Source organism: Halomonas halmophila, from assembly GCF_006540005.1.
GTDB lineage: Bacteria > Pseudomonadota > Gammaproteobacteria > Pseudomonadales > Halomonadaceae > Halomonas > Halomonas halmophila.
The window spans coordinates 27630-42173 of the sequence record NZ_BJOC01000018.1 but is presented as its reverse complement, the minus strand read 5'-3'; the positions used below and the strand labels follow the sequence as shown (position 1 = coordinate 42173).

Genomic DNA, 14544 nt, shown 5'->3' with positions numbered 1-14544 from the left:
TATGGATAGTGGCTTATGGGGTTTCGATAGTAACAAGGTCTCCCCCATTTCCCGCCCTTGGATTGAGAATGCCTGCCATGAGAAAAGGGAATGCCGCCGACCCGACGACCGACCCTGGGTCGAGCTAGCCGATCAACCGGGCATCGAAGGGATAATCCGAGAGCAGTTCGACGCGACCGTCGTCGCGCACGTAGAGCTGCTCCTCGAGCTTGACGCCCTCGCCACCATTTTCATGGCCGATGAAACTTTCCACGCAGAGCGTCATGCCCGGCGCGATGATGCCGTCGTAGCCCTTGTCGTCGATGTCCTCGCGGTGAACGATGTAGGGGTATTCGCCATTCATGCCTACACCGTGCGCCAGGGCAAAATAGCGTCGTGCCCGGTAGGCGGGAGGTATTTGCCAGGCACGTTCGGCATATTCCTTGAAGCTGACGCCGGGTTTGAGGTTTTCCATGTTGGTGCGGATCTGCTCATAGGCCAGCTTGTAGAGATCGCGCTGTGCCGGGCTGGCCTCGCCATCACCGCACAGAAAGGTACGCGAGAAATCGGCATAGTAGCCGTATCGACCCACCACGTCGGTGTCCAGGGCGACCAGTTCGCCGTCGCGAATGATCCGGTCGGAGCATTCCTGGAACCAGGGGTTGGTCCGTGGCCCGGAGTTCATCAGGCGCGTTTCGACGAAGTCGGCGTCGGTAGCGATGATGTGCTCATGCAGCTTGGCCCAGGCCGCGTTCTCGCTGACACCCGGCGCAATACTGGCCTCCAGTTTGCGCACGCCGTCTTCCACGGCACGCAGTGACGAGCGCACCATCTTGATTTCGTTGGGTACCTTGTAGGCACGCGCTATCTCCAGAGGCTCCTGGGCATCCAGTACCCGGTAACCGCGACGTTGCAACTCGAAGGCCGCCTGCGGCGTGGCACTCTCGATGGCGATGCGCTCGCCGCCACCACAGTGGCGCGCCAGCTCGCTGATCTCGTCGGCCCAGGCACGAGTGACCGCCTCGGTGTTCTTCTCGTTGAAGTAGTAGGAAATGGCCTTGGCCGGGCGGATCTCATCCACTGTGGGCAGGTGGCTGGCCAGGTGTTCGCAGCCGGAAAACTCGAACAGCACCACCGGGCCTTCGGCGGGTACGAAGGCGTAGCGGGCGGGGTTACGCGAGCTGTAGACCTGCATGTTGCGCGAGCCGGTGGCATAGCGCACATGGGCGGGATCGAACAGCACCGCGGCGGTGATATCGCGCCTGGCCAGCTCGGCACGAACGCGCCCTAGCCGGTCCAGCAGGATGCGCGGAATCTCGTCGGCGGCGGGTTCGCAGTCAGCCGGGTCCTGTGTGGGCGGCAGGATCCCCAGGGACGCCAGGTCCATTTTCATCGCTTTCTCCTCGTTGGGATATCGTCATGCCGGGCCATGCTGGCCCGCTGGTCAGTCGATCAGGCCGTCGGTGCGCTTCTCGCGGCGTTCCTCGGCCAGCATGTGCTGCTCCGAGACCCGTCCGTAGAGCTGGCGAGTACGCTCCAGTCGACCCACGACATCGGGCGCCTGGGAGTAGGCGAAGATCGCTGTCAGGCGTGGCGTGTCGCCCTGCACACGGGTCACGCGGTGCAGGCTGAAGCGCCCCTTGAACAGCTGTAGATCGCCCGGGCGCAGGTCGAGCCGCTGAACGCGTTCGGTCTCTTCCCCGCGAATCACCGCCCCCACGCCGTCATAATTCTCGTCCCGGGGGTTGCGAATATTGGGGCAGTACTCGAAGACGCCGCCGTCCTCGGGCTGCTGAGTCATCATGGTGACGATGAATTCGTTGGTATCGTAATGCCACGGCTGCTCGGTGCCGTCCGGCAGTACATTGAGCACCAGGCCGGCGTAGGGATCGGCATACTCATAGATGCGCGACTCGCCCAGGCAACGCTGCACCAGCGACTTCATGGCACTGGAAACATAGAGCCGATGCATCAGGGTATCGGCGGTAATCATGTCGCGGGTCACGAAACCGCTGGTACGCGTCATGAACAGCCGACGCGGGTCACTCTCGGGTAGTTCGGGGTCGTCGGCGGTGAAGTAGGCGTTGACCTCGCGAGTGTTATAGAAGCTTGTCTCGGCCATCCGCGCGCTTTCTTCACGGACGCGCTCGAGACGATCTTCTCGCAGGAAGCCGCGCAGCACGACGCAGCCCTCGCGGTCCAGATGGGCGCGGGCCGTCTCGATGGTCTCGAGCAGCCCCGGGTCATCGGGCCGGTGCAAGGGATATCGTTCGGTGTCGACGATATCGGAAAGGTCCAGGGCCGCGGCATTGGCCAGGCCATGGTCGGTGGCATTCATCGGGAGCCCTCCTGAGGTGTTGGTATCGGTAACCCTTGGATAGGCTTATGCTGGACGCTCCACAGCCATTCGAAAAACGAGTCATTCCGATGGATTCAATCGGCGATTCCGATCGATCGCGCCTGCCGGCCCTCGACAGCGATCTGCTGCTGGCTTTCGTCACGGTGGCCGACAGCGGCGGCTTCACGGCGGCCGCGCGCTATCTGCACAAGACACAGTCGACCATCAGCCTGCGGGTCAGCACCCTGGAGGAGCGCCTGGGTACCCGGCTGCTGAATCGCACCAGCCGACACCTGGCATTGACGGCGGACGGCCAGACCTTCCTGGTCTATGCGCGCCGCTTGTTGCAGCTGCAGCGCGAGGCACTGGGAGCCCTGAGCGTGTCGAGCGAGCCGATCACCCTGCGTTTCGGGATTCCCGAGGACTATGCCGATACCTGGCTGCCCGCCCTGCTCGAGCGATTTTCGGCGGCGCACCCGGAAGTGCGAGTGCATATCCACTGCCGCATGTCCACCGAACTGCTCGAACAGCTCGATGACGGCTCACTGGATCTGGTACTGGCGGTACGCCATGCCGCCGGCAGTGGCGGCGAGGTGGTGGGCGAGGAAAGCGTGGTCTGGGCCGCGCATCGCGACTTCCATCTCGATCTGCAACACCCGCTGCCGCTCGCGGTGTTTCCCGAACAGTGCATCTATCGGCGGCGCGCCCTGCAGGCCCTGACCGAGCGCGGCCTGGCCTGGCAGGTCGACTCCACCAGCCAGAGCCCCAGTGGCCTGCGCGTCATCATCGACCGCGCCCGGGCGCTAACGCCCTGCGAGCTGCGCTCGATACCCGCGCACTGGCGGGTCCTCGGGGAACAGGAGGGGTTGCCGCCCCTGCCCGCTGCCGAGCTGGAGATCCATCGCTCGCCCAGCCTGACGCATCCGGCCTTTCAGACCTTCGTCAACCAGCTGCACGACGTGATGGCGGAGGCCGCTGGCGTGACATCCTGACCGCCCCGCATTAGTGGCCGTCGCTGGACACGGCGCCCTGCAGCCAATCACGTAGCAGTGTCAGCATCGGCGCCTCGCCCTGCCCCGGTCGAGTGACGAACCAATAGGATTGATGGCCCGGCATCGACGCCGCCAGCGGCTGAACCAGCGCCCCCTTGGCGAGTTCCCGGGCGACCATGGCACGGTCGGCGATGGTGATGCCCAGCCCCTCCAGGGCAGCGCGGATCGCCAGGTCCAGCAGGTCGAATTCCAGCCCCTCCTCGGTATCGACGCCTTCGATACCCGCCGCATCCAGCCAGTGCTGCCAGGTCGGAAATCGATCCTCGGCAGTGCGCATCACATGCAGCAGTGTCTGTTCGCGCAGATCCAACGGTTGACCACCACGCAGCAGGCGCGGTGAACAGACCGCGATATGGGTTTCCTGCATCAGGAAATGCGGTTCGACATCGGACCAGTCGCCGTCACCGAAGCGAATGGCGGCATCCAGAGTGCTGTCGGCGGTCAGGTCATCCGCCTCGCGTGTCGTCAGGGTCAGCGACAGGGACGGATAGCGTCGGCGCAGGTCTTCCAGACGCGGTACCAGCCAGCGACTGGCCAGGGTCGGCGGCACATTGAGGCGCAGGCGGGTGAGATCCGTCGGCGAGGCCAGGTCACGCACCGTCAGGGCAATACGGTCGAAGGAGGTACTCAGCGCCGGCAGCAGGCGCCGCCCCGCCTCGGTCAGTCGCAACTGTCCGGGCCGGCGCTCGAACAGAATCACGCCGAGCTGCTCTTCCAGATGCCTCACCTGGCGGCTGATCGCACTCTGGGTCACGTGCAAGCGTTGCGCCGCCTGGGTGAAGTTCTGGCACTGCGCGGCAGCCTCGAAGGCCTTGAGGGCATTGAGTGGTGGCAGATGACGACTCATGGGCAACGGTTCTCATGCGTTTTGATCGGGATATGACACCCCACCACGCAGGGTGAAACGGCATGCCATGCGTTTTACTCATGACAAAGGTACCAAATCCTCGTTTGTCGCCCTATCCAACGCTGCCCAGACTGGCCATCGAAATCCATTCTTCAGCTCTGGAACCGCTCATCATGGCCGACGACACCACGATACTGACGCCCCGCACACGCGACCTGGCAGGCTGGCGTGAGCTGGCCACACGGCTGCCGCTGCCCCGCCAGGCCTACCTGGGCGGCGAGTGCCAGGACGCTGCCTCCGGCCGCACCTTCACCGCCCGCAACCCGGCCATCGGAGAGCCTCTGGTCGAGGTGGCGGCCTGCGACGCCGCCGATGTCGAGCGGGCCGTGACGGTCGCGCGCCGCACCTTCGAAGACGCTGAATGGCGCGACCTGCCACCGGCCGAGCGCAAGGCATGCATGCTCGCCTGGGCCGATGCCATCACCGCCCACGCCGACGAGATCGCCCTGCTCGAGACCCTGGAGACCGGCAAGCCGATCGGCCAGACCACCAGCGTGGATGTGCCCGGGCTGGTAGGCGGGCTGCGCTGGTACGCCGAGGCGCTCGACAAGCTGTACGGCGAGACTGCGCCCAATGGCGCCTCCAGCGTGTGCCTGATCGATCGCGAACCGGTCGGCGTGGTCGCCGCGGTGGTGCCCTGGAATTATCCGCTGATCATCGCCGGCTGGAAGCTCGGCCCGGCTCTCGGCGCCGGTAACTCGGTGATCCTCAAGCCCGCCGAGCAGTCGACGCTGGCCACCCTGCGTGTCGCCGAACTGGCGCGGCACGCCGGCATCCCCGCCGGCGCCCTGCAGGTGATCACCGGCCTGGGCCACGAGGCAGGCCAGGCGCTGGGGCTTCATCCCGACATCGACGCCATCGGCTTCACCGGCTCCACCGAGATCGGCAAGAAGTTCCTGGAGTATTCCGCACACTCCAACATGAAGCGCATCGGCCTGGAATGCGGCGGCAAGAGCCCGCACATCGTCACCCGCGACGTCGACGACCTCGACCGCATCGCCATGTATGTCGCCTACGGCGTCTGGTACAACCAGGGCGAAACCTGCCACGCCGGTACCCGGCTGATCGTTGATCGCAGCATCAAGGACGACCTGCTGGCCCGGGTGCGCCAGTGGGCCGACAGGCTCCAGCCCGGCGATCCCCTCGACCCCGACACCCAGATGGGCGCGATGATCGAGCCCGAGCATGCCCAAAAGGTCATGGACTATCTCCAACTAGGCCGCGACGAGGGCGCCCGTCTGCTGTTCGGCGGCGAGCGCGTGCGCCGGGGCAGCGGCGGCGACTTCATCACGCCGGCGATCTTCGACGATGTCACCAATGACATGCGCATCGCCCGCGAGGAAATCTTCGGGCCCGTGCTGGTAGTGATCCCGGTCGATGGTCTCGACGAGGCACTCGAAGTCGCCAACGACACCGACTACGGCCTCGGCGCGGCGATCTGGACCAACCGCCTCAACGACGGTCATCGCGCTGCCCGTGCGCTGCGCGCCGGCACCGTCTGGGTCAACTGCTACGACCACACCTCCATCAACGCCCCCTTCGGCGGCTTCAAGCAATCCGGCCAGGGCCGCGACAAGTCGCTGCACGCCTTCGACAAATACACCGAACTCAAGACCACCTGGATCGAGCTGGATGACTGACATGTCGATGAACTTCACCACCGGCCGACAGGTGCCTCTGATAGCCGGCGCCGGCATGCTGTCGCGGCTGCCCGAACTGTGCCAGGCCCATGGCGCCAGCAGCGCCCTGATCGTCACCGATGCCGGCATCGACGCCACCGACCTGGTCGATCGGCTGGTCTCGCTGCTGGACGATACGCTGCCGGTAAGGCGCTACATCGCGCCCGCCGGCGAGCCGACCCTGGCCACGGTCGACGCCGGCGCCGAGGCCGCCCGCCAGCTCGCTTCCCCGCTGGTGATCGGGCTGGGCGGCGGCACGGCGCTGGACATCGCCAAGCTGGTCGCCGCCCTGGCGACGAGCCCCGGCACCATGGCCGATTACCTGCTCGCCCGCACCCCCTGGGCGAGTCGCGCGCCTGCGGTGATGATCCCCACCACTTCGGGTACCGGCTCGGAGGTCACTCGCACCTCGATCGTCGCCGACGACCACGGCCGCAAGCAGTGGGCCTGGGGCGACGAGCTGCTGCCCGATGCGGTGCTACTCGACCCCGAACTGACGCGCACCCTGCCGGCGCCGCTGACCGCCGCCACCGGCCTGGACGCCTTCGTGCACGCTCTCGAGGCGACCAGCGGCCAGGGCCGCCACGTCTTCATCGAGGCCAGCGCGCTGCAGGCGATGCGCCTGATCGGGCAGGCACTGCCGCGTGCGGTGACCACCCCCGACGACCTGGAGGCACGCCAGCAGATGCAGGTTGCCGCCTGCCTCGCCGGCCAGGCCATCGACAACGGCGGCACGGGCCTGGGGCACAACATCGGCCATGCCCTCGGCTCGCTCTATCATCTGCCGCATGGCGTCGCCGTGACGCTCGGCGTAGAGGCCACCCTGGCCTGGACGATAGCGGGACGCGAGGCCGTCTTCGCCCCGGCGGCCGCGGCCCTGGCGAGTGGCGACGCGGCCAGTGAGCTGCCTGACCGCTTCAGCACCCTGGTCGATGCCGCCCGCTTCGACGCGGCGCTGGCACCCTTTTCCGATCTCGAGATGGATGCCGAGGCTCTGGCCGCGACCATGCAGGCCGAAGAGAACGCCCCCATGGCCAACAACGCCGCCCGGCAGCCGGGCCGCGACGACTGGCGCAGTCTCGCCGAAGCCACGGTGGCAGTGTTCGAACACCGCCTGGCCCGCCTTGCCATCGCCCAGGAGCAATCCGCATGAGTATCATCGAACGCATCGACATCAGCCACCATCAGCAACCCCTCGAGCCGCCCTTCCCGGCGGCCTGGGACAGCCAGCCGCGTCAGTTGTTTCCGGCGACCCTGGTGCGAGTGACCGACAGCGAGGGACGCGAAGGCATCGGCTCCGGCGATGTCATGTACGGCTTCGAGGACTTTCGTGCGCTGTTCATCGGCCGCGATCCGCTGGACCTGGAACGCCACAGTGGGGTGATCGACAACATCGGTTTTCACGCCGGCCGCTGCTGGCCGCTGGAGGTCGCGCTCTGGGACCTCGTCGGCAAGATCCGCGGCGAGCCGGTCTGGCGCATGCTCGGCGGCACCTCGAATCGCCTGCGCGCCTATGCCTCCAGCGGCACCCACCGCCCCCTCGAGCAACTGGTAGCCCTCGCCGAGCAGGTGCGCGACGCCGGCTTTCCGGCCATGAAGCTGCGCTTCGGGCGTCCTCGCATCGAAGACGACCTGGCGGCCCTGGCTGCGGTACGCCGTACGCTCGGCGAGTCCTTCACCCTGATGGTCGACTGCAACCAGGGCTGGCGCATGCCCTGGGACGTGCAGGCGCCCTGGGATCTGGCCAAGGCCAGTGAGGTAGCCGAAGAGCTGATCCGCCATGACGTGCTGTGGATGGAAGAGCCGCTCTACCGGGGCGACTATCCCGGCATGGCAGCGCTCAACGCGCATACCGGCGACCAATTGAAGATCGCCGGCGGCGAAATGACCCGCGAGCCCTACGAGTTCCACGAAATGCTGCGCCGCGACTGCCTGGACGTCTACCAGCCCGACGCCGTCTGCTCGATCGGCATGCTGGGGCTGTCACGGCTGGCGCAGGACGTCACCGCACAGGGCAAGTGGTTCACCCCGCATACCTGGGGCAACGGTATCGGCCTGATCGCCAACCTGCACCTGACCGCCGGCAGCGTGGGTCCCGCAGGCTGCCCCTACCTCGAATTCCCTTTCGATCCGCCGGAGTGGACACCCGAGGCACGCGACTTCCCGCTCGCCACACCGCTGATGACCGACGGGGCAGGCTGGCTGACCCTCTCCGACGAACCGGGGCTGGGCATCACACTCGAGGAACAGCGCCTGAACGACACCCGGGCCGACCGGGCGACCTATAACTGAGCATCAGCCGCCTGAAGACCGCCACCTCGATTTTGTTGATGTGATTTGCACACTTTGTACAAATTTCCAATAATAGTTAGTGCAGAAACAAATAGGTTGTTTCTTGCAAGTCTAAAAGGAGCTTTACGTGCCCAAGGATGCCTCTTCACCTCGATCCGGTGGTGTTTTCACCAAAATTGTCGGGGCCCTCGTCTTGTTGGTCGGCCTGGCCCTGGCGGGCGGCGGCCTCTATCTCGCCACACTGGGCGGCTCATGGTATTACCTGATCGCCGGCCTGGTCTCACTGGTTTCCGGCGTACAGCTGCTGCGAGGCAAGGCATCCGGTGCCTGGCTATTTGCGCTGGTGTTTATCGGCACCTTTCTCTGGGCCGCCTGGGAGTCAGGTCTCAACTACTGGCGCTGGATTCCTCGCCTCGATGTCGTATTGATCCTGGCCATTCTAGTGGCGCTGGCCATGCCGGGCCTGCAAGGCGGCCCGTCAAGCAAGGCCAGCTTTTCCACCGCGGGTGTATTGTTCCTGGGACTGGTAGTGGCCGGCGCGCTGGCCTTCCTGCCGGGACGGGGTTACCAGCACCTCCAGGATGTGCCCGAGGTTGCCAGCAACTCTCGTACCACCGACGTGGGGGACGCTCTGCGCGCCGATAACCCGGCACAAGGCGACTGGGCAGCCTATGGTCGGGATTCGGCGGCCACGCGTTTCTCCCCCCTCGACCAGATCACCCCGGAGAACGTCGGTGACCTTGAAGTGGCCTGGCAGTATCGAACCGGCGATATGCTGGAGCATCGCTGGGGCGCCGAGACCACGCCACTGAAAGTCGGCGATGATGTGTTCCTGTGTACGTCTCGCAATATCGTGATTTCCCTGGACGCCGCGACCGGTGAAGAAAACTGGCGCTTCGACCCGAGCGTTTCCAAGGACGCGATTCCCTATACCGCCGCCTGTCGAGGGGTCACCTACTACGAGGTGCCCGAAGATCGACTCGACGACCTGAGCACCACGGACAACGCTGAACAGACGTCTACCACGCAGGATGTCGATGCCGGCACCCCGGCAGACAGTGAATCAGAGCCGACCTCTTCTGATATCGCCGCCGGCTCACAGGACATGGCCTGCCGCAAGCGCATCATCTCCGGCACCCTCGATGGCCGCCTCATTCAGGTCGATGCCGAAACCGGCAAGCCCTGCACCAGCTTCGGCGACAATGGCCAGGTCGATATCAAGAAGAACATGGGCGTGACGCCCAGTGGCTATGTATCCATCAACTCGGCGCCGGTGGTCGTGCGTGACCGCATTATCACGGGTCACCAGGTACTCGATGGTCAGCGGCGCTATCCGCCTTCCGGCGTCATCAAGGCCTTCGATGCCGTGACCGGCGAGATTGAATGGGCCTGGGACGCCGCGAAACCGAACCAGAGCGAACCGCTGACAGGCGATGCCATCTATACACGGGGTTCGCCGAACATGTGGACCACGGCCGTGGGTGATAACAAGCTCGGCATGATCTACCTGCCCATGGCTAATGCCGCGGCAGACTACTGGAGTAGCTCGCGGACACCGGCCGAGAACAAATGGTCCAGCGCCATGGTTGCACTGAACGTCGAAACCGGCCTGCCGGAGTGGCGCTTCCAGACGGCTCACAAGGATGTCTGGGATTATGATCCCGGTTCTCAACCGACGTTGGTCGACTTCCCCTCCGATGACGGCGAAGTCCCGGCACTGGTGATGCCGACCAAGCAGGGCGATATCTACGTCTTCAACCGTGAGACCGGTGAGCTGCTGGGCGGTGGCGCCGAAGAGCGTCCGGTGCCACAGGGCGGTGCCGAACCGGAGCAGCGCGCCGAGACTCAGCCGTTCTCCCTCTATGCCACCCTGCGCCAGCCTGACATCACCGAGAAGGACATGTGGGGTATGTCGCCTTTCGATCAGCTGTTCTGCCGCATTCAGTATCAACAGGCCAGTTGGAAAGGCATGTATACGCCGCCCACTGCTGACCAGCCCTGGGTCCAGTACACGGGCTACAACGGCGGCTCGGACTGGGGCAGTGTGTCCATCGACCCACAGCGCGGCGTGATCATCGCCAACTACAACGACATGCCCAACTACAACAAGCTCGTACCGCGCAAAATCGCCGACAAGCGTGGTTGGGTGCCTCGCGAAATGCAGGAAGAAGACAGCGGTGGCGCTGAAGGGGCCGGGGATCCACAGGCCGGCACGCCCTATGCCATCGACGTCAACGCCGGCTGGCGTGTGCCGTATACAGGCCTGCTGTGCAAACAGCCGCCCTATGGCCACATTCGCGCCATCGACCTGGCCAGCGGCAACACGCTATGGGACCGCCCGCTGGGCACGGCCCGCGCCAACGGCCCCTGGGGCATTCGTTCGGGACTGCCCATCGATATCGGCACACCCAACAACGGTGGCTCCGCTGTCACGGCGGGCGGCCTGATCTTCATCGCCGCAGCCACCGATGACCTGATCCGTGCGATCGACATCGAGACCGGCGAAACCGTCTGGCAGGACGCCCTGCCCGCTGGTGGACAGGCCAACCCGATGGTCTATGAGGCCAATGGCCGTCAGTATCTGGTCATCGTGGCCACCGGGCACCACTTCATGGAAACGCCGAGTGGCGATTACGTCATCGCTTACGCGCTTCCTGAAGGATCCTGAACCCGAAGACTAACCTGACGCTACGGTCATTCTTGACGCGCCCCGGTCCTCGACCGGGGCTTTTTTGTGGTTGGTGCACCGTGCTGCGGGGGCATGAATTTGTCTGCTGCGGTCGGCAAACCGGGGGGCGGGGGCCTATGCTGGGGCTTGTGATATTGAGCAGGAGAACTGAATATGTCGTCCCTGAGTTTCAAGCCTCGCCCGCGCGGTGGTCGCTGGCCGGTCATGTTCGCCTGGCTGGGCGTGTTGCTGCTGGTGGTAGCGCTGATCATGATGGCCGTGGCGGGGCCGGCCTACCGTCTGGAGTGGCTGTCGCTCGGGGACGCCTTCAATCTGCTGCGCAAGGGCGCTCACCTGGCCGTGGGCGCTGGTGTATTAGGGCTGCTGGCCTTCATGGTGGCTGGGTTGTGTCGCCGCTGGCGACCGGCACTGGTGGGCATGTTGGTCATCCTGGCAGTGGCCGCCGCTGTCGCCCTGCCCGCGCAAAAGATGCAGATGGCACGCAGCGTGCCGCCGATCCATGACATCACCACCGACATGACCGACCCGCCGGCCTTCAGGGCCCTGGCCGAGGCGCGGCGTGAGGCGCCCAATGCGCTGGCGTATCCGGGCGAAGCCACCGCCGACCAGCAACGCGCCGCCTACCCGGAGCTCGCGCCGCTGCTGCTCGATGCCTCCGTCAGCCAGGTCATGAGCGCCGTGGAAGCCGCCGCCAGGGAGCAGGGTTGGGAAATCGCCGACGCCACGGCAACCCGCCTGGAGGCCACCGCCACCACCCGCTGGTTCGGCTTCGAGGATGACATCGTGGTGCGGCTGAGCGAGACCCCGGAGGGGGTTCGCATCGACATGCGCTCCGCGTCACGCCTAGGCCGCAGCGACCTCGGCACCAATGCCGCTCGCATTCAGGCCTTTCTCGAGTCGATTCAGGGGCGGATACCTGCCTCGAACTGATACCTGCATGTCATGGCCGGATTCGCTATCATCATGAGCCTGTTAACCACTCACGCGGGCAGGGATGATTCAAGGAGCCGGTCATGAGCCTCGACACCGTACGTCTTTTTCTCGCCGAGCACGCCCCCGACATCGAGATCCTGGAACTCGAGACCAGCACGGCCACCGTGGCCGAGGCGGCCGAGGCACATGGCGTGGCCCCGGGGCAGATCGCCAAGACCCTGGCCTTCCGCATTGGCGAGCGGCAGGTGCTGATCGTCGCCGGTGGCGATGCACGCTTCGATAACCGCAAGATGCGCGACACCTTTCAGGGCAAGGCCAAGATGCTGGATGCCGAGACGGTGCTGGCCCTGACCGGACATCCCGTGGGTGGCGTCTGCCCGTTCGGTCTAGCCACGCCCATGCCCGTGTATTGCGATGCCTCGCTGCGGGCCCATGATGAGGTGCTGCCGGCCGCCGGGGCGCTCAACAGTGCCGTGCGCCTGGCTCCGAGCCGGCTCGCCGAACTCGTCGGTGCTGAGTGGATAGATGTCTGCAAGACGCCGGAAGTCGCCTGAGCCATGGCCGATCTCGAATGGTACCAGCTCGCCCTCATTGGCTTGATCTTCACCTGGAGCGGCTTCGTCCGTACGAGCCTTGGCTTCGGTGGCGCAGTGTTGTCCCTGCCCTTCCTGCTGCTGGTGCTCGATGAGCCGGTGGTCTTCCTGCCGATCATCGCCATTCAGTTGCTGATCTTCTCGAGCTGGATCGCCTGGCGCGGCCATCGTCAGGCGCACACTGGCACGAACGATGAACAGCAGGCTGATGGAAATATCGACTGGCGCTATCTGTTCCGGGCACTGAAGGTCATGATCGTGCCCAAGCTGATCGGCGTGGTGGGGCTCTTGACGCTGCCGGGCGACATCATGTCGATCATCATCTTCGCCATCGTGCTCGTCTACGGCACCAGCTATCTGCTCAACAAGCCGTTCCGTAGCCGGGGCAAGGTCGTCGACTGCACCTTGCTGGGACTGGGTGGCTATGTCAGCGGCACCTCCTTGATCGGGGCGCCGCTGATCGTCGCGGTGTTCGCCAGCCACGTGGCGAAACACCAACTGCGCGATACGCTGTTCGTGCTGTGGTTCATTCTGGTGGCGATCAAGATGGTCTCGTTCCTGATCGCCGGTGTCGACCTGCAACTGATCCATCAACTCTGGCTGCTGCCTTGTGCCCTTGTCGGCCACCTGATCGGCGAAAGCGCCCACCGTTACATGCTGTCGGCCGGCGGTGATGTCTTCTTCCGGGTACTCGGCGGGGTGCTGATTGTGGTCAGCATATTGGGGCTGATCGTGGGCGCCGGATGAGAGGGTGTTTACAAACTACTGCGCTCGCCCATGCGACGTTGAAATCAGCCTCAAAATGCTCATTTACCAGCTCGTAAACTCCGCTTTCTGACTCGTGACATCCTTGTCACTCGCTCTTCGAGCAGCAAAGCTGCCCAAATCGTCAATCTTGACGATTTGTCGGCTGATTTCGCCTGGTCTGGCCGTCGCTCGTGACTTTTGTAAACGCCCTCTAAGGCGGGCATTCAGGCGCGAGCCGCCAGGGCACGCTGGTATTCGGCGCGATAGGCTTCGGCCTGGAGCGCCGGGTCGACGGGAAGTCGCCCCAGCTCGGCGGCCAGTTCGAAGAAGCCGGCGGCCGGCAACCCCTCGCCACGCTGACTGATTACTAGTGCCGCCACCATGGGCCGGCCATTGGCCACATCGTCGCGCATCAGTACTTCCAATGCATCCGTCAGACGCTGAATGGTGCGCGGCGGGGTCAGCCCCAGCACCTCGGTCATCTGGCGATAGGTCAGCGGTAGAGCGGATTCGCTCGTCTGTTCCAGCACCTGGCGCACTCGTCCGGCGAGGACTCGCGTGGCCTGCTGCGATGCGCTCGATGCTGTCACGTCAACGCCTCGCTGATAGCGCGCTGGCCATCGAGCAGGGTGAACTCGACATCCACCAGTGAGCGGGTCTGAACCACGTGCAGCAGCGCGTGCGCTACATTGGCGCGGGAAATGCCGTTCTCGCCATTGGCCTCCTCGAGCGAGGTGGCCACCTTGCCGGTCGCGGCCTCGTCCGTCAGGCGGCCCGGCTTGAGGATGAGATGCGGCACGCTAACGTGGCGCAGATGCGCATCGGCGGCAAACTTGGCGGCCATGTAGGGGCGCAGTTTCTCCGGCGCGGTCAAGGGGTCCTCGGCACGCATGGCGCTGACCATCAGATAACGCGACAGGCCCAGCTCGCTGGCCAGGTCGGCCGACCGGATCGCGCCGTACAGATCGATCAACAGCGTCTTGTCGGGGCCGGTATGCGGACCGGAGCCGGCGGTGAAGACCACCTGGTCGCAGCCCGCGAAGGCATGGCGGAAGTCGCCCTCCAGATCGCCGATCACGCTGTCGATGCCGTGCTCGTCGAACCAGGCCTGCTGCTCCTCACTACGCACCATGGCCTTGATGGGCTCGCCGGCCTCTTGAGCCAACTCGCAGAACTGGCGGCCGATCTGCCCGTTGGCGCCGATTACCAATGTCGTCATGTTGCCTCCTTGGATGGGAATGCTCTTCCGTCAGTGCGGGCCACCGGGCCACTATTCAAGGTCGGGCGGATCATGACGCGACGTGACTCGACCGCCGTCTTCTCGCAAGATGTCAG

13 protein-coding genes are annotated in these 14544 nt (G+C 65.0%); 8 read left to right on the top strand and 5 right to left on the bottom strand.

Annotation, left to right across the window (positions count from 1 at the left end; translation table 11 throughout):
* Nucleotides 1–124: 124 nt before the first annotated feature.
* Both HHA01_RS06390 and HHA01_RS06385 read right to left on the bottom strand, forming a co-directional pair.
* Nucleotides 125–1372 carry a M24 family metallopeptidase gene (locus tag HHA01_RS06390; RefSeq protein WP_141318878.1) on the bottom strand — a complete coding sequence of 416 codons (1248 nt, stop codon included), beginning with the start codon at nt 1370–1372 and terminating at the stop codon, nt 125–127.
* Between the two features lie 51 nt (nt 1373–1423).
* Nucleotides 1424–2317 (bottom strand): HalD/BesD family halogenase, encoded by an 894-nt coding sequence (locus HHA01_RS06385; RefSeq protein WP_141318876.1) that lies wholly within the window; start codon nt 2315–2317, stop codon nt 1424–1426.
* A gap of 89 nt (nt 2318–2406) precedes the next feature.
* Between HHA01_RS06385 and HHA01_RS06380 the strand changes: the two genes are divergently transcribed.
* Nucleotides 2407–3309, top strand: coding sequence for a LysR substrate-binding domain-containing protein (locus HHA01_RS06380; RefSeq protein WP_246053831.1), 903 nt, complete (start codon nt 2407–2409; stop codon nt 3307–3309).
* A 10-nt stretch (nt 3310–3319) separates the two neighbouring features.
* Here the strand turns inward: HHA01_RS06380 and HHA01_RS06375 are convergent, their stop codons facing one another.
* A complete protein-coding gene (locus HHA01_RS06375) occupies nt 3320–4216 on the bottom strand; it encodes a LysR substrate-binding domain-containing protein (RefSeq protein ID WP_141318872.1) in 897 nt (298 codons plus the stop codon).
* A 173-nt stretch (nt 4217–4389) separates the two neighbouring features.
* Here HHA01_RS06375 and HHA01_RS06370 point away from each other — a divergent pair, with 173 nt between their 5' ends.
* From HHA01_RS06370 to HHA01_RS06340, 7 genes are all read left to right on the top strand, one after another.
* Nucleotides 4390–5916, top strand: coding sequence for an aldehyde dehydrogenase (locus tag HHA01_RS06370; protein WP_141318870.1), 1527 nt, complete (start codon nt 4390–4392; stop codon nt 5914–5916).
* A gap of 1 nt (nt 5917) precedes the next feature.
* Nucleotides 5918–7108: an iron-containing alcohol dehydrogenase gene (locus HHA01_RS06365; protein WP_141318868.1), complete on the top strand. Its 1191-nt coding sequence runs from the start codon at nt 5918–5920 to the stop codon at nt 7106–7108.
* Complete coding sequence (locus tag HHA01_RS06360) at nt 7105–8247, top strand: mandelate racemase/muconate lactonizing enzyme family protein (RefSeq protein ID WP_141318866.1); 1143 nt, start codon at nt 7105–7107, stop codon at nt 8245–8247. Before HHA01_RS06365 ends, HHA01_RS06360 begins: the two co-directional genes overlap by 4 nt.
* A 127-nt stretch (nt 8248–8374) precedes the next feature.
* Nucleotides 8375–10915 (top strand): membrane-bound PQQ-dependent dehydrogenase, glucose/quinate/shikimate family, encoded by a 2541-nt coding sequence (locus HHA01_RS06355; protein WP_141318864.1) that lies wholly within the window; start codon nt 8375–8377, stop codon nt 10913–10915.
* Nucleotides 10916–11089: 174 nt separating this feature from the next.
* A complete protein-coding gene (locus HHA01_RS06350; protein ID WP_141318862.1) occupies nt 11090–11866 on the top strand; it encodes a DUF1499 domain-containing protein in 777 nt (258 codons plus the stop codon).
* Nucleotides 11867–11949: 83 nt separating this feature from the next.
* A complete protein-coding gene (locus tag HHA01_RS06345; protein WP_141318860.1) occupies nt 11950–12423 on the top strand; it encodes a YbaK/EbsC family protein in 474 nt (157 codons plus the stop codon).
* 3 nt (nt 12424–12426) lie between these two features.
* A complete protein-coding gene (locus tag HHA01_RS06340) occupies nt 12427–13209 on the top strand; it encodes a sulfite exporter TauE/SafE family protein (protein ID WP_141318858.1) in 783 nt (260 codons plus the stop codon).
* Nucleotides 13210–13433: 224 nt separating this feature from the next.
* Here the strand turns inward: HHA01_RS06340 and HHA01_RS06335 are convergent, their stop codons facing one another.
* Nucleotides 13434–13799 (bottom strand): hypothetical protein, encoded by a 366-nt coding sequence (locus tag HHA01_RS06335; RefSeq protein WP_246053830.1) that lies wholly within the window; start codon nt 13797–13799, stop codon nt 13434–13436.
* Nucleotides 13796–14428, bottom strand: a complete 633-nt coding sequence (locus HHA01_RS06330) for an SDR family oxidoreductase (protein ID WP_141318856.1) — start codon at nt 14426–14428, stop codon at nt 13796–13798. Before HHA01_RS06330 ends, HHA01_RS06335 begins: the two co-directional genes overlap by 4 nt.
* Nucleotides 14429–14544 lie beyond the last annotated feature (116 nt).

Coding starts and splice junctions, on each gene's coding strand:
- HHA01_RS06350 (WP_141318862.1), top strand. CDS start 11,090: ATGTCGTCCCTGAGTTTCAAGCCTCGCCCGCGCGGTGGTCGCTGGCCG.
- HHA01_RS06365 (WP_141318868.1), top strand. CDS start 5,918: ATGTCGATGAACTTCACCACCGGCCGACAGGTGCCTCTGATAGCCGGC.
- HHA01_RS06330 (WP_141318856.1), bottom strand. CDS start 14,428: ATGACGACATTGGTAATCGGCGCCAACGGGCAGATCGGCCGCCAGTTC.
- HHA01_RS06370 (WP_141318870.1), top strand. CDS start 4,390: ATGGCCGACGACACCACGATACTGACGCCCCGCACACGCGACCTGGCA.
- HHA01_RS06375 (WP_141318872.1), bottom strand. CDS start 4,216: ATGAGTCGTCATCTGCCACCACTCAATGCCCTCAAGGCCTTCGAGGCT.
- HHA01_RS06380 (WP_246053831.1), top strand. CDS start 2,407: ATGGATTCAATCGGCGATTCCGATCGATCGCGCCTGCCGGCCCTCGAC.
- HHA01_RS06340 (WP_141318858.1), top strand. CDS start 12,427: ATGGCCGATCTCGAATGGTACCAGCTCGCCCTCATTGGCTTGATCTTC.
- HHA01_RS06360 (WP_141318866.1), top strand. CDS start 7,105: ATGAGTATCATCGAACGCATCGACATCAGCCACCATCAGCAACCCCTC.
- HHA01_RS06385 (WP_141318876.1), bottom strand. CDS start 2,317: ATGAATGCCACCGACCATGGCCTGGCCAATGCCGCGGCCCTGGACCTT.
- HHA01_RS06390 (WP_141318878.1), bottom strand. CDS start 1,372: ATGAAAATGGACCTGGCGTCCCTGGGGATCCTGCCGCCCACACAGGAC.
- HHA01_RS06345 (WP_141318860.1), top strand. CDS start 11,950: ATGAGCCTCGACACCGTACGTCTTTTTCTCGCCGAGCACGCCCCCGAC.